At 67.9% G+C, this 19,506-nt stretch carries 20 protein-coding genes and 1 tRNA gene; 12 read left to right on the top strand and 9 right to left on the bottom strand.

Annotated elements, in window-relative coordinates; translation table 11 throughout:
• Nucleotides 1–8 precede the first annotated feature (8 nt).
• Complete coding sequence (locus SPDO_RS00695) at nucleotides 9–1,451, bottom strand: M48 family metalloprotease (RefSeq protein ID WP_088365550.1); 1,443 nt, start codon at nucleotides 1,449–1,451, stop codon at nucleotides 9–11.
• Nucleotides 1,452–1,674: 223 nt separating this feature from the next.
• Between SPDO_RS00695 and SPDO_RS00690 the strand changes: the two genes are divergently transcribed.
• From SPDO_RS00690 to SPDO_RS00670, 5 genes are read left to right on the top strand one after another with little or no spacing between them, the layout of a single operon-like run.
• Nucleotides 1,675–2,055, top strand: coding sequence for a MarR family winged helix-turn-helix transcriptional regulator (locus SPDO_RS00690; protein WP_245828945.1), 381 nt, complete (start codon nucleotides 1,675–1,677; stop codon nucleotides 2,053–2,055).
• Nucleotides 2,052–4,100: an FUSC family protein gene (locus tag SPDO_RS00685; protein ID WP_088365548.1), complete on the top strand. Its 2,049-nt coding sequence runs from the start codon at nucleotides 2,052–2,054 to the stop codon at nucleotides 4,098–4,100. Before SPDO_RS00690 ends, SPDO_RS00685 begins: the two co-directional genes overlap by 4 nt.
• A complete protein-coding gene (locus SPDO_RS00680) occupies nucleotides 4,097–4,312 on the top strand; it encodes a DUF1656 domain-containing protein (protein WP_088365547.1) in 216 nt (71 codons plus the stop codon). The genes SPDO_RS00685 and SPDO_RS00680 overlap by 4 nt, the downstream gene beginning before the upstream one ends.
• Nucleotides 4,309–5,181: an efflux RND transporter periplasmic adaptor subunit gene (locus SPDO_RS00675; RefSeq protein ID WP_088365546.1), complete on the top strand. Its 873-nt coding sequence runs from the start codon at nucleotides 4,309–4,311 to the stop codon at nucleotides 5,179–5,181. The genes SPDO_RS00680 and SPDO_RS00675 overlap by 4 nt, the downstream gene beginning before the upstream one ends.
• Before the next feature lie 5 nt (nucleotides 5,182–5,186).
• Nucleotides 5,187–6,650 carry an efflux transporter outer membrane subunit gene (locus SPDO_RS00670; protein ID WP_088366279.1) on the top strand — a complete coding sequence of 488 codons (1,464 nt, stop codon included), beginning with the start codon at nucleotides 5,187–5,189 and terminating at the stop codon, nucleotides 6,648–6,650.
• Here SPDO_RS00670 and SPDO_RS00665 read toward each other — a convergent pair.
• From SPDO_RS00665 to dnaK, 4 genes are all read right to left on the bottom strand, one after another.
• Nucleotides 6,651–6,727: transfer RNA gene (locus SPDO_RS00665), tRNA-Arg, on the bottom strand. It abuts the gene before it with no gap.
• A gap of 79 nt (nucleotides 6,728–6,806) precedes the next feature.
• Nucleotides 6,807–7,178 carry a hypothetical protein gene (locus SPDO_RS00660; RefSeq protein WP_088365545.1) on the bottom strand — a complete coding sequence of 124 codons (372 nt, stop codon included), beginning with the start codon at nucleotides 7,176–7,178 and terminating at the stop codon, nucleotides 6,807–6,809.
• 43 nt (nucleotides 7,179–7,221) lie between these two features.
• Entirely contained in the window at nucleotides 7,222–8,343 is a 1,122-nt protein-coding gene (gene dnaJ / locus SPDO_RS00655) for a molecular chaperone DnaJ (protein ID WP_088365544.1), read from the bottom strand.
• 68 nt (nucleotides 8,344–8,411) lie between these two features.
• Nucleotides 8,412–10,319 (bottom strand): molecular chaperone DnaK, encoded by a 1,908-nt coding sequence (gene dnaK / locus SPDO_RS00650; protein ID WP_088365543.1) that lies wholly within the window; start codon nucleotides 10,317–10,319, stop codon nucleotides 8,412–8,414.
• Between the two features lie 196 nt (nucleotides 10,320–10,515).
• On the opposite strand from dnaK, the gene SPDO_RS00645 reads away from it, so the two are divergent.
• The 4 genes from SPDO_RS00645 to SPDO_RS00630 all read left to right on the top strand — a co-directional run bounded on the left by SPDO_RS00645 (nucleotide 10,516) and on the right by SPDO_RS00630 (nucleotide 12,802).
• Nucleotides 10,516–10,965, top strand: coding sequence for a copper chaperone PCu(A)C (locus SPDO_RS00645; RefSeq protein WP_088365542.1), 450 nt, complete (start codon nucleotides 10,516–10,518; stop codon nucleotides 10,963–10,965).
• Between the two features lie 68 nt (nucleotides 10,966–11,033).
• Nucleotides 11,034–11,765, top strand: a complete 732-nt coding sequence (locus tag SPDO_RS00640; RefSeq protein ID WP_143559553.1) for a hypothetical protein — start codon at nucleotides 11,034–11,036, stop codon at nucleotides 11,763–11,765.
• Between the two features lie 46 nt (nucleotides 11,766–11,811).
• Nucleotides 11,812–12,270, top strand: coding sequence for a vgr related protein (locus SPDO_RS00635; RefSeq protein WP_088365540.1), 459 nt, complete (start codon nucleotides 11,812–11,814; stop codon nucleotides 12,268–12,270).
• A gap of 61 nt (nucleotides 12,271–12,331) precedes the next feature.
• Nucleotides 12,332–12,802 (top strand): hypothetical protein, encoded by a 471-nt coding sequence (locus SPDO_RS00630; RefSeq protein WP_088365539.1) that lies wholly within the window; start codon nucleotides 12,332–12,334, stop codon nucleotides 12,800–12,802.
• Between the two features lie 48 nt (nucleotides 12,803–12,850).
• Here SPDO_RS00630 and gorA read toward each other — a convergent pair whose 3' ends face one another.
• The 3 genes from gorA to pgi are packed head-to-tail and all read right to left on the bottom strand — an operon-like array spanning nucleotide 12,851 to nucleotide 15,933.
• A complete protein-coding gene (gene gorA / locus SPDO_RS00625; protein WP_088365538.1) occupies nucleotides 12,851–14,203 on the bottom strand; it encodes a glutathione-disulfide reductase in 1,353 nt (450 codons plus the stop codon).
• A gap of 43 nt (nucleotides 14,204–14,246) precedes the next feature.
• Entirely contained in the window at nucleotides 14,247–14,435 is a 189-nt protein-coding gene (locus SPDO_RS17340) for a type II toxin-antitoxin system VapB family antitoxin (protein ID WP_088365537.1), read from the bottom strand.
• A 4-nt stretch (nucleotides 14,436–14,439) separates the two neighbouring features.
• Complete coding sequence (pgi, locus tag SPDO_RS00615; protein ID WP_088366278.1) at nucleotides 14,440–15,933, bottom strand: glucose-6-phosphate isomerase; 1,494 nt, start codon at nucleotides 15,931–15,933, stop codon at nucleotides 14,440–14,442.
• 164 nt (nucleotides 15,934–16,097) lie between these two features.
• Here pgi and lepB point away from each other — a divergent pair, with 164 nt between their 5' ends.
• The 3 genes from lepB (at nucleotide 16,098) to era (ending at nucleotide 18,707) form a co-directional block, all read left to right on the top strand.
• On the top strand, nucleotides 16,098–16,973 hold the full coding sequence (gene lepB, locus SPDO_RS00610) for a signal peptidase I (protein WP_088366277.1): 876 nt from the start codon (nucleotides 16,098–16,100) through the stop codon (nucleotides 16,971–16,973).
• Nucleotides 16,966–17,658, top strand: coding sequence for a ribonuclease III (gene rnc / locus SPDO_RS00605; protein ID WP_088365536.1), 693 nt, complete (start codon nucleotides 16,966–16,968; stop codon nucleotides 17,656–17,658). Before lepB ends, rnc begins: the two co-directional genes overlap by 8 nt.
• 158 nt (nucleotides 17,659–17,816) lie before the next feature.
• Entirely contained in the window at nucleotides 17,817–18,707 is an 891-nt protein-coding gene (gene era, locus SPDO_RS00600) for a GTPase Era (protein ID WP_088365535.1), read from the top strand.
• On the opposite strand, the gene SPDO_RS00595 is transcribed toward era, so the two are convergent.
• Nucleotides 18,704–19,405, bottom strand: coding sequence for an NAD-dependent deacylase (locus SPDO_RS00595; protein WP_088365534.1), 702 nt, complete (start codon nucleotides 19,403–19,405; stop codon nucleotides 18,704–18,706). The genes era and SPDO_RS00595 overlap by 4 nt on opposite strands.
• Between the last annotated feature and the right edge of the window lie 101 nt (nucleotides 19,406–19,506).

Raw genomic sequence — 19,506 nt, 5'->3', positions numbered from 1 at the left:
ATCGACGTTCAGCCCGCGACGACCAGCTTCACCAGCATGCCCGGACGCAGCGTTTCCCCATTGGTCAGCCCGTTCAGCGTCACGAACCGGTCCCGCTGCAGCGTCGGATAGTCCATCTGCCGCGCCAGCGTGTCGATCGTGTCGCCCGCGCGCACCGTGTGGATGCGGATGCGCTTGCCGCGGACCGCCTTCACCTCGGCGTCAGTCATGGTGGTGAAGCTCGCGAGCAGCGGCTCGAACGCCGCCACGCCGGCGCCCGATGGCGTCACCAGCGTCCACAGATAGGTCGCCCCCGCGAGCGGCATCGCGATCACCGTGGCGTCCACGCGCTGCCGGTTCGCGGTTGCGCTGACCGTCGCCACCGCCGCCTGCCGGCCATTGACGCTGGTGGCGCGCACCTGATCCGCCGAGACCTGCGCGCCCAGCGCCTGGAACCGCTGCACCACCGCCGCCGACAGATCGCTCGTGCCGCGCGGCGCCGCACTCAGTTGCGCCTGGCCACGCGCGCCCTGCACCGTCACCGCCTCGGTCGAATTGTTGATGCGATATCCCGCGGGTGCAGTGAACTTCACCCGCATCGCCGGCTGGCGAAACACCTGCCCGTCGATCACGCCCTGCGCCGGATCATCGTCGTAGCGCATGCCGTCCAGCATCCGCAGGAACGCCACGTCCTGCGTCTGCTGTGCACCGGCACGGCGCGCCTGTTGCGCCAGCGCCCGCGCCCGCGCGACGCGATCCGCGCTCGACGGGTGCGTGCTGAGCCAGGTTGGTGCGGCGTTGGCGTCGCTGCCGGACGCGCGCGCGGTCAGCGCGGTGCTCGCGCCCAATTGCCCGAGGATCTCGGGCGCGGCATAGGGATTGTAGCCCGCGCCCGTGACATAGCGCACGCCCAGCCCATCGGCCTGATATTCCTGATCGCGCCCGTATTTCAGGCCGTAAAGCTGCGTCGCGCGCTGCGCCCCGGTCGCCACCAATTGCCCCAGCGCCGAATTGCCCGCCGCCGCCCCGACAATCCCCGCCAGAACGCCGCCGATCGTCGAGGTGCGCTGCCTACCGGCCGAGTGCCGCGCGGCGACATGGCCCACCTCATGCCCCATCACAAAGGCAAGCTCGTCCTCGCTGTTCATCAGCGCCAGCAACTGGCGGGTGACGTAGATATAGCCGCCCGGTATGGCGAAGGCGTTCTCCACCGGCGAGTTGAGCAACTGCACGGTGAAATCACCCTGCGCATTCGACAAGCCCGATTGCACCGCCACCTTTTTGCCGACCCGCTCCACATAGGCAGCCTGCGGCCCGTCGTAACGCCCGCCGAACTCCGCCACGAGTTGCGGATTGGCCTGCATCCCCTGCGCACGATCCGATTGCGAGATCGCTCGCGCGGTCTGGGCGGTAGCAGCCACCGGAGCCAGGGCCATTGCGGCGCTGGCGGTCATCAGGGCAATCGTGCGCAAACAGGCTCTCCTTGCGGCTCCACTCGGCAGACCCGCCGATCGGGCCTCCTGCGTTAGACGCGGCAAGGGGGAGATATGTTTCACGCCCACTGCCTCAGGAAAACTACACCACCAGCCTCTTGTACGATTCGTTTAGCACGCTAACTAACGCTGCGTGCCCGATCCTCAGATATACCGTGAGTTTGCAACTCGCATGAGCCCGGTCACGCGAGCCTGGCACCGCTTGGCCGACAGCGTGCTTGCCGAATTCTCCATCTCCAACTCCAGCGGCTGGTGCCTCACCCACCTCTCGCGGCTGGGGCCGGACACGCGCCAACGCGAACTGGCGGAGGCGATCGGGATCACGCCGGCATCGCTCACCCGCACGCTGGCCGATCTTGATCGGCGCGGTCTCGTCGCGCGACAGGCCGATCAGGGCGATCGCCGCGCCAATCACGTCCGCCTTACCGACGCCGGTGTCGCGCTTGCACAACAGATCGAGGCGCGGCTGACCGCGCTGCGTGCGGAGCTGCTCGAAGGATTGCCCGAAGCCGATATCGCTCTGATGGTGTCGATGCTCGATCATATCGCCGGGCGGATCGAGCAGCGGCGCCTCCGGGCATGACCCAACGCTATGGCATCCCGGCGGCGCTCTTTTCGCTCAAGTCGTTCGCGGCCGCGATGCTCGCCACGTATCTGGCGTTCTCGATCAATCTCGATCGACCCTATTGGGCATTTCTGACCGCGTATATCGTGGCACAGCCGCTCGCCGGCGCCGTGCTGTCAAAGGCCCTGTTCCGGATCATCGGCACCTTCGTGGGCGCAACGGCGGCGGTCGCCATGGTGCCACCGCTGGTGAACAGCCCGGAGCTGCTGACGCTGGCGATCGCGTCATGGCTGGGTTTGTGCGTCTTCGTGTCGCTGCTCGATCGCACGCCGCGCTCTTACATGTTCGTCCTCGCCGGCTACAGCGCGTGCCTGATCGTGCTGCCGAGCGTCGAGACACCGGGCGCGATCTTCACCATCGCCAGTCTGCGGGTTCAGGAAATCACCCTCGGCATCCTGTGTGGCAGCCTCGTTCACGGGGTCGTGCTGCCCGGGTCGGTCACACGTTTCCTGCTTGGACGCGTGGCGTCGATCCTGGTCGATGCGGAGCGCTGGTCGCGCGATCTGCTCGCGCTGGAGCCACGCCCCGATCTCGATGCCGAGCGTCGCCGGCTGGCACAGGACGTCAGCGAGTTGCACCAGCTCTCGATCCATCTTCCTTTCGAAACCAGCAGCCATGCGCCGCGCGTTCGCACCGTTCGTGCGCTGCAGGACCAATTGTCGCTCTTGCTCCCGCTCGGCGCCGCGGTGGAGGACCGGCTGCGCCTGCTGCAGGCGGCGCCCGGCGGGCTGTCCGCCGATCTCCTCGCACTGCTGGCGGACGTTCGCGCGTGGCTGGCCGCCCCCGCCACCGATCACGAGACGCGCACGGCGCAGGCCGCCGCGCTGCACGGCCGCGCCGCCGCGATTGAGCCGTCGGTCAGCGCGCACAGCGACTGGCGCGATCTGCTGCGGCTCAGCCTGCTGGCGCGGCTCGGAGCGCTCATCGATGCGCACCGCGACTGCCGCGATCTTGTCGATCAGATGACCACGCCAAGCTGGATGCCCGTCACCCCGCGTGCCGGCGAACTTCTCGAGGGGCGCCGCAATCGCGAGCTCCATCGCGATTATGCCGGCGCCATGCGCGCGGCACTGGGCGCCTTTCTCACCATCCTGATCGGGTCGGCGCTATGGATCGTCAGCGGGTGGCAGGACGGCGCCACCGCGGTGATGCTGGCCGGCGTGTTCCTGGCGCTGTTCGCGGCGAGCGACGATCCGCTCGTGCCGCTGCGTGGCTTCCTCCTTGGCACGCTGGTCGCAACCCTGCTGGGCGCATTCTACGGCTATGCCGTGTTGCCGCGGATCGACGGCTTTCCGATGCTCGTCGCTGTGCTGGCGCCGCCGCTCCTTGTTCTGGGCGCGCTGATGCACAGTCCGCGCTATGCCGGGATCGCGCTGCCTACCTTGCTCGGGCTGGGCAGTCCGGCGATCATCGCCAGCCGCTATCAGGGCGCCTTCGCCCCCTTCGTTAATGGCGCCATCGCGCAGCTCGTCGGTGTCGCCTTTGCGATCACCATGGCGCGGCTGTTGCAAACGGCCGGTGTGGAAAAGGCGATCCGGCGGACGATCGCGGCGGGATGGCGTGATATCGCACGGCGTAGCGACGCGAGCGGCCCGCCCGATCTGCGCGGCTGGATCAATCGCATGCTGGATCGCGTGGCGCTGCTCGCGCCGCGGCTGGCGTTGCAGGGTCAGCGCGACGGCACGCCGCTCTATGACGCGCTGCGTGATCTGCGCACAGGTGCCGCGATCGCCGAGTTGCGACAGGTCCGCCTGGCCATGCCGCCGATGGACGCAGCGCCGCTCACCGACGTGCTGCGCGATGTGGGCGCTTATTACCGCAATCTCGATCCCGCGGCGCCTGCACCCGCCAATCCGGCGCTGCTCGGCGAAATAGATGCAGCGTTGGCGGCCTATGCCGCGGCCGATGCGCCGGCCGTCCGCCGCGACGCCGCGCTGGGGCTGGTCAGCCTCCGGCGCAACCTCTTCCCCGAGGCGCTGAGCTATCGCGGGGTCGCGGCATGATCGGCGAGATCGCAATCGGCGCGGTATTCGTCCCCACGCTGCTCGTTGTCGCGCTTCTGGCGCTGCTGCTGACCGCCCTGCTCGTTCGCGTGGCCAGCAAGGCCGGCCTGTATCGCTTCGTCGCCTACGGCGCGCTGGTGGACGTCTGCCTTTTCATCTTCGTCTTGGCGGCACTGGCCGTCCTCTTTCCTCTGCTTGGCGTACATTTGTGATCAAGATACCTTCCGCAATCGGCCGCAGCGCCGCCACCATCGTCATCGTCGTGCTGGCCGTGTTCGTCGCATTATGGCTCTGGCGCCATTACGAGCGCAGCCCATGGACCCGCGACGGGCGCGTCCGCGCGGACGTCGTGCGCGTGACGCCCGACATCAACGGCCTCGTCACGGAGGTCGACGTGCGCGACAATCAGGCGGTCCGCGCCGGCGACCTGCTGTTCGTGATCGACAAGCCGCGGTACTCGCTGGCGGTGACACAGGCGGACGCCGCCGTGGCCAGCGCGCGCGCCACACTGGCGCAGGCTCGGCGCGAAGCGCAGCGCGACCTCGCGCTCGGCGATCTGGTCGCGGCCGAGGCGCACGAACAGAATGTCGCGCGCGTCGCCACCGCCCAGGCCGCGCTCGCCCAGGCGCTCACCACGCGCGAGGCGGCCCAGCTCAACCTGACGCGCACCCGCGTCACCGCCTCGGTCAACGGCACCGTCACCAATCTCGATCTTCACCCCGGCGATTATGTCGCCGCCGGGCAGCAGGCGCTGGCGCTGATCGATCGCGACAGCCTGCGGGTCGAGGGCTATTTCGAGGAAACGAAGCTGCCGCTGATCCGCATCGGCGCGCCCGTCACCGTTCACCTGATGGGCGAGCCGCGCGCGCTGAAGGGCCGGGTCGAAAGCATCGCCTCGGGCATCAACGACGCGACCCGCAGCAACGCCGGCAATCTTCTGCCCACCGTCGAGCCGACCTTTTCCTGGGTGCGGCTGGCGCAGCGCATTCCCGTGCGCATCAAGCTCATCGACGTACCGCCGGAGATCCGCCTCATCAGCGGGCGCACCGCCACCGTCGACATCCAGCCGGTGGCAGGGTGATCGCGATGCGCCGATCCGCAATCGTCGGGCTCGCCGCGCTGCTGGCAGGATGCGCCACCGCCGGACCCGATTACCATCCGCCCGAACATTCCGTGGCCACCGCGCCCGCCGCGACCGGCGCGTTCGTCTCCGCCACCGGCAGCGCCTTCTCCCAGGCGGACCTGCCCGATCATTGGTGGCGGCTTTATGCCGACCCGCGGCTTGACGCGCTGGTCGAACAGGCGCTCGCCGCCAATGCCGACCTGCGCGTGGCCGACGCCAATCTCGCGCGGGCCGACGCGGTCGTGCGTGAGGCCGCCGGCAATCGCGCGCTCTCGACGGTGCTCGGCAGCAGCGACACGTTGGCGCGGCCAGCCGGCACGGGAGAGCATCTGCCCGGCGTGCTCGGCTATCAGCTCGGCATCACCCTCGCCTATCCGCTCGACGTGCGCGGCAAGCTGCGTCGCGCGATCGAGGCAAGCCTGGCCGATCGCGATGCGGTCGCGGCCGCGCGCGACGCGGTGCGGATCAGCGTCGCCGCGGCCACCGCAAAGGCTTATGCCGATGCCTGCGCCGCCAATTACCAGCTCGCAGTGAACCAGCGCGTCGTGCGCCTGCAAGCCGCAACGCTGGACGCGACGCGCCGCCTGCAACGCGGCGGGCGCGGCACGGCCTTTGATGTCAGCCGCGCGCAGACGGCGGTCGACAGCAGCCGCGCCGCCTTGCCCGGCCTCGCTGCCCGGCGGCAGGGCGCCTTATTCCTGCTTGCCACCCTGCTCGGCCGCCCGCCCGCCGACTATCCGGGCGATGTGGCACAATGCGCCACTCTGCCCCGGCTTACCCGCCCGATGCCGGTGGGCGACGGCGCCGCGCTGATCCGGCGCCGACCCGATATCCGCCAGGCCGAACGCCGCATCGCCGCCGATACTGCGCGGATCGGCGTCGCCACGGCCGATCTTTATCCGCAGGTCAGCCTGGGCGGCAGCGCCAGCGTGGCGGGCCCGCTCAATCAATTGGGGTCTGGATCGTCGTTCGGCTTCGCGCTCGGCCCTTTGATCAACTGGTCGTTCCCCAACCGCCCGATCGTCCGCGCCCGGATCGCGCAGGCCGATGCGCAGGTTGCCGCGGACCTCGCCGGCTTCGACTCAACCGTGCTCACCGCGCTGCGCGATACGGAAACCGCGCTCGAAACCTACGCCCGAAATCGCGACCGCGCGGCGCTGCTGACCCGCGCCAGAGACGACGCCGCGCTATCCGCCAAGCAGGCGGGCACGCTGTTCCGCTTCGGCCGCGGCGATTTCCTGTCCCTGCTCGATGCCCAGCGCAGCCAGGCGCAAGCCGAAGTCGCCGCCGCCACGGCGACCGCGCAACTCGCGGACGATCAGATCGCAGTGTTCCTGGCACTCGGCGGCGGCTGGAGCGAACCCACGAACCAGGCGCAGCGCCGCCTACCAGCGGGGGCGGGCGGAGAAGAAACCAGCGATCGGTGATGGCGCACCCGACAGGATTCGAACCTGTGGCCTCTGCCTTCGGAGGGCAGCGCTCTATCCAGCTGAGCTACGGGTGCCAGAAAGTTGCGCCTAGCAGCGCATGGCGGTGGGCGCCAGCGGTTTTACGCGCTGGCGCTCCCACGCCGCGCCATCGGCTTACTTCGCGAGCGTCACCGGCTGGAACGGCGCCAGGCCACAGCTCGCACCCGCCATCGGCGGCGTCTGGCTGAACACGGTGATGATGTCCTGCGCGCACAATTGGCTAAGCGACGTCGCATAGCTGAAGCGCCGCTCGAAGCCGAGGTTGGGGCAGGAATTGGGCAAGGTGACGCGGTAATAGCGGTTGCCGTTCACCCGAAAGTCGATGATCCGGTCGCTGCGCACCAGGCTTTCGCGAATGTTGCGGATCGGGATGCAGCTTTCCGCCTTGCCGGTCGGGGTCGCGGCGGGCACCGCGTTGCGGTCACGCGCGGCGCCGGGTGCCGCAACGGCGGCAATGGCGAGCGCGGCGGGGAACAGGATACGCATTCTACCTCTCCTTATGGCCCCCGCCGTGACTATAGCGCCGCCATCACTCGCCGGCGAAGGCATTCTTCAGGCGCGAGAAAAACCCCTGGCTGGCGGGGCATTCGTCGCCCGTTTCGGTTTCGCGAAATTCCTCCAGCAGCGCGCGCTGGCGCGTCGACAGCTTGGTCGGCGTCTCGACATCGATCTGCACTACCAGGTCGCCAAAGCCACGGCCCTGCAGCACCGGCATGCCCGCGCCGCGCTGGCGCAATTGCTTGCCCGACTGGATGCCCGCGGGGATGCGCAGCTCGTGGTTGCGCCCGTCGAGCCCCGGGATCGTCAGCGATCCGCCCAGCGCCGCGGTGGTGAAGCTGATCGGCGCGCGCGCGAACAGCGTCGTCCCTTCGCGCTCGAACAGGCTGTGCCGCTTCACATGGAGGAAGATGTAGAGGTCGCCCGCCGGCGCACCGCGTGCCCCCGCCTCGCCCTCGCCCGTCATGCGGACGCGGGTACCCTCGTCGACGCCCGGCGGGATTTCGACGCTCAGCGTCTTGGTACGCTCGATCCGCCCATCGCCACGGCAATCGGGGCACGGATCGTCGATCACCTGGCCCGAGCCGTTGCAGACCGGGCAGGCGCGCTCGACCACGAAAAAGCCCTGCTGCGCGCGCACCTTGCCGTGCCCGGCGCAGGTGTTGCAGGTGTGCGGATGGCTACCCGCGCGCGCGCCCGAGCCGTGGCAGGTGTCGCATGCTGCCGTCACATCGACGGTGATCTCCGCGGACTTGCCGTGATAGGCCTCCTCCAGCGTGATCTCCATGTCGTAGCGCAGGTCCGCGCCGCGGCGCACCTGCTGGCGGCCACCCGCGCGGCCGCCCATGAACTCGCCGAACACGCTTTCGAAAATGTCGGAAAAGCCGGAGAAATCCTGGCCGTGCCCGCCACCACCACCGCCGCCGTTGCGGAACGCGGCATGGCCGTAGCGATCGTAGGCCGCCCGCTTCTGCGGATCCTTCAGGCAGTCATAGGCTTCGCTGACCGCCTTGAACTTCGCCTCTGATTCCTTGCACCCGGCGTTCTTGTCCGGGTGATACTTCATCGCGAGCTTGCGATACGCCGTCTTGATCGTGCCGGCATCCGCCGTGCGCTCGCATTCAAGCAGCTCGTAATAATCAACTTCGGTCATTCAGCGCCCCCGCGCGCATGACGAACGGGCCGCCCTCCCAGGGGTGGGAAGGCGACCCGCTGCATCACTTACGCCTTCTGGTTGTCGTCGACTTCCGAGAATTCGGCGTCGACCACATCGTCGTCCTTCGGCGCCGCATCGGCGTCGGCGGTCGGGGAAGCCTCAGCCTGCTGCTGCTTCTCGTAGATCGCCTGACCAAGCTTCATCGCGACCTGCGCGAGCGCCTGGCTCTTCTCGTTCATCGCGTCGGGGTCGCCGCCCTCGACCGCTGCCTTGGCGGCATCGATCGCGGACTGGATCTCGCCCTTCAGCGCCTCGTCCACCTTGTCGCCATTGTCGGCCAGCTGGCGCTCGGTGGTGTGGATCAGGCTCTCGGCGTTGTTCTTCGCCTCGGCACCTGCCTTGCGCTTCTTGTCTTCCTCGGCGAACTGCTCGGCTTCCTGCACCATCTTCTCGATGTCGCTGTCCGACAGGCCGCCGCTGGCCTGGATGCGGATCTGCTGCTCCTTGCCGGTGCCCTTGTCCTTGGCGCTGACGTTCACGATGCCGTTGGCGTCGATGTCGAACGTCACCTCGATCTGCGGCACGCCGCGCGGCGCCGGCGGAATGCCGACGAGATCGAACTGGCCGAGCATCTTGTTGTCGGCCGCCATCTCGCGCTCGCCCTGGAAGACGCGGATCGTCACGGCACCCTGATTGTCGTCAGCGGTGGAGTAGGTCTGCGACTTCTTGGTCGGGATCGTGGTGTTGCGATCGATCATGCGGGTGAACACACCGCCCAGCGTCTCGATGCCCAGCGACAGCGGGGTTACGTCGAGCAGCAGCACGTCCTTCACGTCGCCCTGCAGCACGCCCGCCTGGATCGCCGCGCCCATTGCCACGACTTCGTCCGGGTTCACGCCGGTGTGCGGCTCCTTGCCGAAGAAGTTCTTCACCGCTTCGCGCACCTTGGGCATGCGGGTCATGCCGCCCACCAGCACCACTTCGCTGATGTCGCTGGCCTTCACGCCGGCGTCGGCGAGTGCCTTCTTCATCGGCTCGATCGTGCGCTGGATCAGGCTGTCGACCATCCGCTCCAGGTCGGCGCGGCTGATCGTCTTGACGAGGTGCTTCGGCCCGTTCTGGTCGGCGGTGATGAACGGCAGGTTCACCTCGGTCGATGCCGCCGACGACAGCTCGATCTTCGCCTTCTCGGCCGCTTCCTTCAGGCGCTGCAGCGCGAGCTTGTCCTTGGCGAGGTCGATGCCCTCGTCCTTCTTGAAGCCCTCGGCGAGATATTCGACGACCTTGTTGTCGAAATCCTCACCGCCGAGGAAGGTGTCGCCGTTGGTCGACTTCACCTCGAACACACCGTCGCCGATCTCCAGGATCGACACGTCGAACGTGCCGCCGCCAAGGTCATAGACCGCGATCGTCTTGCCATCCTGCTTTTCGAGGCCATAGGCCAGCGCCGCCGCGGTCGGCTCGTTGATGATGCGCAGCACTTCAAGCCCTGCGATCTGGCCGGCGTCCTTGGTCGCCTGGCGCTGCGCGTCGTTGAAATATGCCGGCACGGTGATGACGGCCTGCGTCACGGTCTCGCCAAGATAGCTCTCGGCGGTTTCCTTCATCTTCTGCAGCGTGAAGGCGCTGATCTGCGACGGCGAATAATCCTTGCCGCCGGCCTGCACCCACGCGTCGCCATTCTGGCCCTTCACGATCGTGTAGGGAACCAGCTCGGTATCCTTCTTGGTGATCGGATCGTCGAACCGGCGACCGATCAGGCGCTTCACCGCGAAGATGGTGTTGTCGCCGTTGGTCACCGCCTGGCGCTTCGCCGGCTGGCCGACCAGCCGCTCGCCATCCTTGGCGAAGGCGACGATCGACGGCGTGGTGCGCGCGCCTTCCGCATTCTCGATCACCTTGGGCTTGCCGCCCTCCATCACCGCAACGCAGCTGTTGGTGGTCCCAAGGTCGATACCGATAACTTTTGCCATGAGTGCTCTTCTAGCCCCTGCCTGAAACAATTTGAGTGAACAAAAACCGTGCTGCTTCGCCCCGTTACGGCGACGGAACAGCGTTGACGAAGCGCGATATAGGTGGCGGTTCGCACGCCGCAAGGCACCTGCCCCGCTTGCCGCCGGACGCATCGCGGCGTAGCGCGGCGCGACTGTTTCGGTTTGGGAGAAAGCCATGTTCCGCGCCATCCCCGTGCTCGCGATCGCCGCCGCAGCCCTCACCGCCTGCGCGCCCGAGAAGCAATTGTCCGTCACCGATGCCTGGGTGCGCCTCGCCGCCGTCGAAGGGCGCCCGGCCGCGGCCTATTTCACGATCAACGGCGGGCCGGAGGATCGCACCCTGGTCAGCGTGCGCACCGACATGGCGGTCCGCACAGAGCTGCACGAAAGCAAGATGGCCGAGGGCGGCGGCATGACGATGGATGCCGTGCAGCAGGTGCCCGTGCCCGCGCTCGGCCACGTGCGCTTCGCCCCGGGCGGCAAGCATGCCATGCTGTTCGGGCTCAATCCGGCGGTAAAGCCGGGCAGCACGCTCACCTTTATCTTCACCTTCGCCGATGCCACGCGCATCCAGCAGACCGCCCGCGTCATCGCCGCCGGTGATCCGCCGCCCACCGGCAAATAGCCCGCCAGACACATTTTGCGGCAAATGGCTCACCGGCCCGCAACATCGGGTCGGCAACAATCCCCGGCATGGCCAAGCTTGGAACATGGAAGACCGGGGCGATGCGGCGGCTTGAGGGGCGCACCCCGCGGCAGATCGCCGCGCTCACCCTCAAGACCATCCGGCACAAGGTGCGCAGCTTCGGCCCCGCCGCCGCCCGCGCGCGCCGCGCCGACCAGGCGTTCGATCGCCGCTGGGGCACCGACACCGGCGGCCTGATGAACTTGTCGGCGTTGAACGTCGCGCGCGACCGCGCCCTGCTCGGCAACGGCTATCAGGCAAGCAACGGCGTTGCGCTGGAGCAGGCGCTGGCGGTCGCCGGCATCGATCCGGCGCGCTTCACCTTCATCGATTACGGCTCGGGCAAGGGCCGCGTGGTGCTGATCGCCGCCGCCACCGGCTTTGCCCGCGCGATCGGCGTCGAATTCGCGCCCGAGTTGCACACGGTTGCACTCGCCAACGCCGATCGCTTCCTCGCCGTCGGCGGCGCGCCCCAACGCTGCGAGATGGTGCTGGGCGATGCCGGCGCCTACGATCCGCCGGCGGGTCCGATCTTCGCCTATATCTACAACAGCTTCGGCCCCGTGATCCTGCGCGAAGTGCTCGAACGGCTGGAGCAGCGCGCCGCCGCCGGCGAGGAGATCATCGCCGTCTACGTCAACCCGCGCCACCGCGAGGCGTTCGAGGAAGGCGCCCGCTGGCACGTCATCGCCGACCGCGAGGATTGGGTGCTCTACCGCCCGGCCGCCACGGCGCACTGATCGCCGCCGCTGGATCGCCGCGCCGGACCACCTACGTAGAGCGGCAATGACTACCCGGCCCCTCACCCCCGGCGAGAAGGATCTCGCCCGCTCGGTCTATGGCGACGCGATCGACCTCGCGCCGGTGGAGATCTGCCGCCACCGCTGGTTCCCGTTCCAGCCGCGCCACGTCGTCATGGCCCCGCGCGGCCGCATCCATTTCCACCCGCACGGCGATCTCTACCGCGACGATTTCGCCAGCGCCCCGCTCGGCGAGCAGGGCCTGTTCATCCATGAAATGTGCCACGTCTGGCAGCACCAGCGCGGCATCTTCCTCCCCCTCGCCCGCCATCCCTTCTGCCGCTACCATTACAGCATCAGGCCCGGCTGGCCGCTCAAGCGCTACGGGATCGAGCAGCAGGCCGAGATCGTCCGCCACGCCTTTCTCCTGCGCGCCGGCGCCCGCGTGGTCGGCGCGCCCGATCTCCAGACCTACGACGGCATCCTCCCCTTCGCCCCGCGTTGAGCGGAACCCGAGGGCGCTTCGGCAGCTTACCTCATCGACGACAGATCGAGGAGGTGGTGGAATGAACAGGCGCAACGCGGCGATCGCCGGCGGTATCGTGGCCGGGGTGGTGACGACGGCGGCCATGTGGGCCGGGCGGCGCACCGGCGTGCTCGGCAAGACGCTGGACCGCGACGCGGTGGACTGGATCGACAACACCACCGGGTCGCGCGACGCGATCGGCGACACCGGCACCAGCCTGGTCGAGTTCGCCAATCACCTCGGCGCCAGCGCGGCGTTCGGCGGGCTGTATGCCAAGGTACGCGAATGGGCGCCCGACATGCCGCCCGCCGCGCTCGGCGCGCTGTTCGGCACCGCGCTCTACGTCGTGAACATCGCCGGCATCGCCCCCCTGCTCGGCATCACCGAGGGTGAGGTGGAGGCCGGCCCGCGCAAGGCGTCCGAACGCTGGGCGCTCCACATCCTGCAATCGGTCGTCACCGCGCTGGTTGCCGAGCAATTGGCCGACGAGCGGGACGAGGCCACCGCCTGACCCGCTCCACGGGGGCGCCCCGGCCCGTGCCGGGGCGCCCCGACCGGCTTACTTCAGCAGCACCAGCTCTTCCGCCATGGTCGGGTGCAGCGCCACCGTCGCATCGAACTGCGCCTTGGTCAGCCCCGCCTTCACGCAGATCGCCGCCGCCTGGATGATCTCCGGGCAATCCGGCCCGATCATGTGGATGCCCACCACCCGGTCGGTCTCGGCATCGCACACCATCTTGTACAGCGATCGCTCGTCGCGCCCCGCCAGCACGTTCTTCATCGGGCGGAAATCGGACGAATAGACCCGCACCGAGCCGAGCTTCTGCCGCGCCTCGCTTTCGGTCATCCCCACACCCGCGATCGGCGGGTGGCTGAAGCACGCAGCGGGCACGCAATCGTAGTCGACGGTCGCGCCGCCCTTGCCGAACATATTGTCGGCGAACGCCTGCCCCTCGCGGATCGCCACCGGGGTCAGCTGGATCCGGTTCGTCACGTCGCCCAGGGCGGAGATCGACGGGCAGCTGGTGCGGAACTCGTCGTTGATCGGCACCGCGCCCTTCGCATCCACCTCGATCCCGGCGCGCTCCAGCCCTAGCCCCTCGGTGTTGGGCAGGCGACCGGTGGCATAAAGCACGCAATCGACGATCACCGGCTCCTCCTGCCCGATCATGTGCACTTCGAGGCAGCCATCGTCCTGCTTCACGATCTTCTCGAACGTCGAATCGAAGCGGAAATCGAGCCCCTTCATCATGCTGATCTGGAGCAGTCGGTCGCGGATCTGCAGATCGTAGCCGCGCAGGATGTCCTTGGACCGGTTCATCACGATCACGTGCGCGCCAAGCTGGTGGAAAATGCCCGCGAACTCGTTGGCGATATAGCCCGCGCCCGCGATCAGCACCCGCTTCGGGATCGCATCGAGGTGGAACACGTCGTTGGAGGTGATGCCATGCTCGCAGCCGGGAAACTCGGGCACATGCGGCCGCGCGCCGCTCGCCACCAGAATGTGCTTGGCGCTCTTGGTCGTGCCGTCCGCCAGCGTCACCTCGTTCGGCCCGGTGATCGTCGCGCGCTGGTGGATGATCTCGACGCCGTTCGATTCCAGCGTGGTCGTATACGCCTGGTTGATCCGGTCGACCTCGGCCAGCACGTTTTCCTGCAGGCACTTCCAGTCGAACGCCAGATCGTCGGGCACGCGCCAGCCAAAGCGCTGCGCGTCCTTCAGGTCTTCCGCGAAATGCGCGCCATAGACGAGCAGCTTCTTGGGCACGCAGCCGCGGATGACGCAGGTGCCACCGACGCGATGCTCCTCCGCCACCGCCACCCGCGCACCATGCGCCCCCGCCACACGCGACGCCCGCGTGCCGCCGGAGCCGGCACCGATGGTGAACAGATCATAGTCGAAATCGAGCATCAAACAGAACTCCGGGACAAACTCGGTAATGGTGCAGACGTTGCTAATCGGAGCGCGCCTGCATCCTAGCCTTTTGCGCCTCGACGGTCTGCCGCAAACACGCCTCGACCACAGCGCGCTTTGTGGTCATTCCCGTTGCGGCAAACAACTCCTGCCACTCCGATTCCTCGAGATCTACCGTGACCGTCCTAAGCCCTAGACGGCGACGACGTTCCGTGGAGCGGCTGACCATTTCCTTATTCCAACCCGGCGCGCCGGATCAGATCGGTGGTGGAGGGGTCGAAGTCACCCCCGCCCTTTGCCGCCGCCTTGGCCATTTCCTTGCCCAGCTCGACGCCGAACTGGTCGAACGAATTGATCCCCAGGAGCACGCCGTTCACGAACACGCGATGCTCGTAGAAGGCGATCAGCGCCCCCAGCGTGCGCGCGTCGAGCATGTCGAGCAGGATCGTCGACGACGGCCGATCGCCCGGGTAGGCGCGCGCCGGATCGTCCGGGTTGGCGCGCCCCTTCATCAGCGCGGCACCTTGCGCAAAGGCGTTGAGCAGCAACTGGCGATGATGCTCCTCGGCCAGCGTGTCGCCCGCCTCGATCACCGCTAGGAATTCCACCGGCACCAGATGCGTGCCCTGGTGCAGCAGCTGGAACACCGCATGTTGCGCGTCCGTGCCCACGCCGCCCCAGGTGATCGGCGCGGTCGGCCGGCCCACCGGCTTGCCGTCCACCGTCACGCCCTTGCCGTTCGATTCCATCTCCAGCTGCTGAAGATAGCTCGGCAGCAGCCGCAGCCGCTCGTCATAGGCGAACGGCGCGCGCGTCTCGCAGCCGCGGACCTGCGTGTAATACAGGTCGGCGAACGCCGCGAGCACCGGCGCATTCTCGTGCATGGCGGACAGGCGGAAATGCCGGTCCATCTCCGCCGCGCCTTCCAGCAATTCGGCGAACTGGTCCCACCCCAGCTTGATCGCCGCCGGAAAGCCGATCGAGGACCACAGCGAGTACCGCCCACCCACGCCTTCGGAGAACGGCAAGATGCGCGTTTCGTCCACGCCCCATTCGATCGCCTTCTCGGGTGAGGCGGTCAGCGCGATGACGCGGCCATAGGGGTCCTCGACGCCATGTTCCTGCATCCAGCCAATCGCGCTGTCCGCATTCATCATCGTCTCGGTCGTGGTGAAGGTCTTGGATGCGACCACCAGCAATGTCGCGGAGGGATCGAACCGGTCGAACACATCCTCCAGCGCCACGCCATCGACATTGGAAACGATCGCGACGTCATACCGCTCGCTATCGCGCCCCAGCGCATCGACCAGCAGGTCGGGGCCGAGCGCGGAGCCGCCGATGCCGACATGCAGCACATGGCGCACCGGCCCGAACGCCTCAGCCTCGATCGCGTCGATCAGCATCCGCATCCGCGCATGGTAATCCGCCGCGCGCTTCACGCTTTCGGGACTGCCCTCGCCGCGCTCGGCGGTGTGCTCCACCGGACGATCCTCGGTCACGTTGACGTGCGCTCCGCCGAACATCGCTTCGCGCTTGCCGGCGAGATCGGCCTCTTTCGCCAGCGCCTCGAACGCCGTCACCGCCTCGGGCGTCAGATGCGTCTTCGACAGGTCGAAATGGATGCCGGCCACGTCGAGCGAGAGCCGCGACAGCCGCTCGGGATCGTCGGCAAACAGCTGTTCCAGGCGTTGCTTCGGGAGGGCCTCGATCGTCGACCAATCCGTCATTTTCTCTATCTCCACGTGTCACAGCAGGGCTGGTGCGGCCCGATCGTTACGCTGCCGCGATAACACGGAAAGCCGTCGGTGCCACAGACATGGCACGAACAGGAACACACGGGTGATCGTTCCCCGGCTTGACGCATCGCGCGGCATCGGCGACGCCGCCGATCATGGACGAACAATCCCCCGCCCCGCCGGCGCCCCCCTCCACGGCCACGACGAGCAGCCCGGCCAAGCCGCGCTCGGAGGCCAGCGAGACGATCCGCTTCCTGCTGAAGCTGGCGCTCGTCGTCTGGCTGTTCCGCAGCTTCGTCATCGCGCCGTTCTCGATCCCCTCGGAATCGATGCTGCCGCGGCTGCTGATCGGCGACTATCTGTTCGTTTCGAAATGGAATTACGGCTATTCGCGCTGGTCCATGCCGTTCGGCGTGCCGCCGATCTCGGGCCGTCTGTTCCCCGGCACGCCCGCGCGCGGCGACACGGTGGTGTTCCGCTCGAAGGGCGATGACGATCACGACGTCATCAAGCGCGTGATCGGCCTGCCCGGCGACACCGTCCAGATGCGGCGCGGTCAGCTGTTCCTGAACGGTCAGGCGATCCCCAAGCAGCGGATTGCCGACTTCACGGTGCCGCTCTCGCCCAATTTCGATGAGCGGCATTGCGACACCCGCTTCATCCAGCAGACGTCGCAAGGTGCGATCTGCCAGATCCCGCGCTTTCGCGAAACGCTGCCGGGCGGGCGCAGCTACGAGGTGCTCGACCAGCGCTACATTCCCGATGCCGACGACACGCAAGTCTACACCGTGCCGGCGAACAACGTGTTCCTGATGGGCGACAATCGCGACGATTCCGCCGACAGCCGCTTCCCGTCGGCGGAAGAGGCGCTGCCCGGCCAGGCGCAGGGCATGGGCTTCATCCCGCTCGATCGCGTGCAGGGCAAGGCGGTGATCGTCTTCTGGTCCACCGATGGCTCGGCCAACTGGCTGCTGCCGTGGACCTGGGTGACGGCCGCGCGCTGGAACCGTATCGGGGGCGGCTTTGACTGATCTCGCCGCCTGGATCACGCGCAACTTCGATCACGCGCCGGCGGACATCACGCTGTGGGAACGCGCGCTCACCCACGCGAGCCGCGGCGAGGCGCATTACGAGCGGCTTGAGTTCCTCGGCGATCGCGTGCTCGGCCTCTCCATGGCGGAATGGCTGTTCGAGTTGTTCCCCGACGAGCCCGAAGGCGCGATGTCGAAGCGGCTCAACGCGCTCGTCACCGGCGCCGTCTGCGCAGACATCGCGCGCGCGATCGGCGTGCCCGCCCATCTGCGCCTCGGCAAGCAGGCGCGCGACGATGGCGCGAGCGACAGCGACAATATTCTCGGCGACGTTATGGAGGCGCTGCTCGGCGCCTTGTACCGCGAGGGCGGGCCCGGTCCCGCGCGCGCCGCCGTGCGCCGCTTGTGGGCCGATCGCATCCACGCCGGCTCGGCCGCGCCGCAGCACCCCAAGTCCGCGCTTCAGGAATGGGCCGCCGCCAACAATCGCAAGCCGCCCGTCTATGAGGTCGTCGACCGCTCCGGACCCGGCCACGCGCCGCGTTTCACGGTAAAGGCCGCGATCCCGAAGCTCGCCGAAACAGAGGCGCAGGGCAGCAGCAAGCAGGAGGCCGAAACCGCCGCCGCCGAGGCGCTGCTGCGCGAGGTCCGCGTCGCACCGGCGAAGAAGACCCGCAAAAAATGATGCTGGCCAGCACATGAGTGTCCACGGCCGATTTTCTCCGGTAAAAGGCCGCGCGTGATCCGCAAGCATCCCCTCCGTGGCCAGGCTGCCCCGCTTCTCACCCCCATTTTCCTGCGCGCCGCGGCAATGAGCGCGCGCGCACCGTTGAAGGAATTCGCATGACTCGCTGCGGCCTCGTCGCCGTTCTAGGCGCCCCCAACGCCGGCAAATCCACGCTCGTCAACGCGCTGGTCGGCCAGAAGGTGGCGATCGTCAGCCCCAAGGCGCAAACCACCCGCACCCGCCTGCTCGGCGTCGCGATGGAGGATGACGCGCAGCTGCTCCTCGTCGACACCCCCGGCATTTTCGACCCCAAGCGCCGCCTCGACCGCGCCATGGTCGCCGCCGCCTGGGGCGGTACCGAGGGCGCCGACGTGCTCGCGCTGGTGGTCGATGCAAAGGGCGGCCTCGGCGCCAAAGTCACTGATATTGCAGAACGAATCGCCGAACGGCCCGAGCCCAAATTCCTGGTGCTCAACAAGGTCGATCTAGCCGACAAGCCGAAGCTGCTGATCCACGCCGAAAAGCTGAATGCGCAGGTCGATTTCGCGCACACCTTCTTCATCAGCGCCGCCACTGGCGACGGCCTGCCCGAGCTGAAGCGCGCGCTCGCCGCCGCGATGCCCGACGGACCATGGCATTTCCCCGAGGATCAGGTGTCCGACGCCAGCGAGCGCATGCTCGCCGCCGAGGTCACCCGCGAGCAGCTGTACCTGCAACTCCACGCCGAGCTTCCCTATGCCGCGACGGTGGAAACCGAAAAGTTCAACGATCGCGAGGACGGCGCGGCCGAAATCCACCAGCAGATCCTGGTCGAACGCCCGACACAGCGCGCGATCGTGCTCGGCAAGGGCGGCGCCCGCATCAAGGAAATCGGCGCCCGCGCCCGCGCCGAACTTGCCGTGCTGCTGGATCGGCCGGTCCACCTTTACCTGCACGTCAAGGTGAAGCCCGGCTGGGACGAGGACCGCGGCGTTTACCGCGACATCGGCCTCGACTGGGTGGACTAAGCCGCCAGCAGCGCGTCCACCCACGCCGGGACGAGCACGCTGGCCGGGCCGAAGCGGCTGTCATCGAACCAGTCGCTGCCGGCCGAAGGCTCCAGGTTCAGCTCCAGCGTTTCCGCGCCATAACGCCGCGCTAGCTGCACGAACCCCGCCGCGGGATAGACCGCGCCCGAGGTGCCGATCGAGACGAACAGATCGCACCGCGACAGCGCCGCCTCGATCGCCTCCATCTGATACGGCATCTCGCCGAAGAACACGATATCGGGCCGCATCGCGGGCGCACCGCACGCGGCGCAGCTTGTGCCCGGCGGCAGCGGATCGGGCCACGGCGCCCGCTCGTCACAGGACGCACACAGCGCCGATCGCAGCTCGCCATGCATGTGCAGCAATCGCTTCGCGCCGGCGCGCTCATGCAGATCGTCGACATTCTGCGTCACGATCAGCAGTTCGCCCGCCCACGCCGCATCAAGCCGCGCCAGCGCCTCATGCGCAGCATTGGGCGTGACATCGTTCAGCGCATCACGCCGCAGATCGTAGAAACGGTGCACCAGCGCCGGGTCGGCCGCCAGCGCCTCGGGCGTGCACACGTCCTCGACCCGATGCCCCTCCCAAAGCCCGCCCGGCCCGCGAAAGGTCGCAAGGCCGCTTTCTGCAGAAATACCTGCACCCGTCAGGATCATGATGCCACGTTCGTCGTTCATGTGAACGGGCATAAACCAGCGCGTCTTCGTTAGCGACGATGATCCATGTCTTCCTCTCGACGCAGATGATGTCGGGCGGTATCGAGGCGCGACACAGGCGA

This window comes from Sphingomonas dokdonensis, assembly GCF_002197685.1.
GTDB classification, from domain to species: domain Bacteria; phylum Pseudomonadota; class Alphaproteobacteria; order Sphingomonadales; family Sphingomonadaceae; genus Sphingomonas; species Sphingomonas dokdonensis.
The sequence above is the reverse complement of the archived record's forward strand: the minus strand, read 5'-3'. Positions and strand labels throughout refer to the sequence as shown.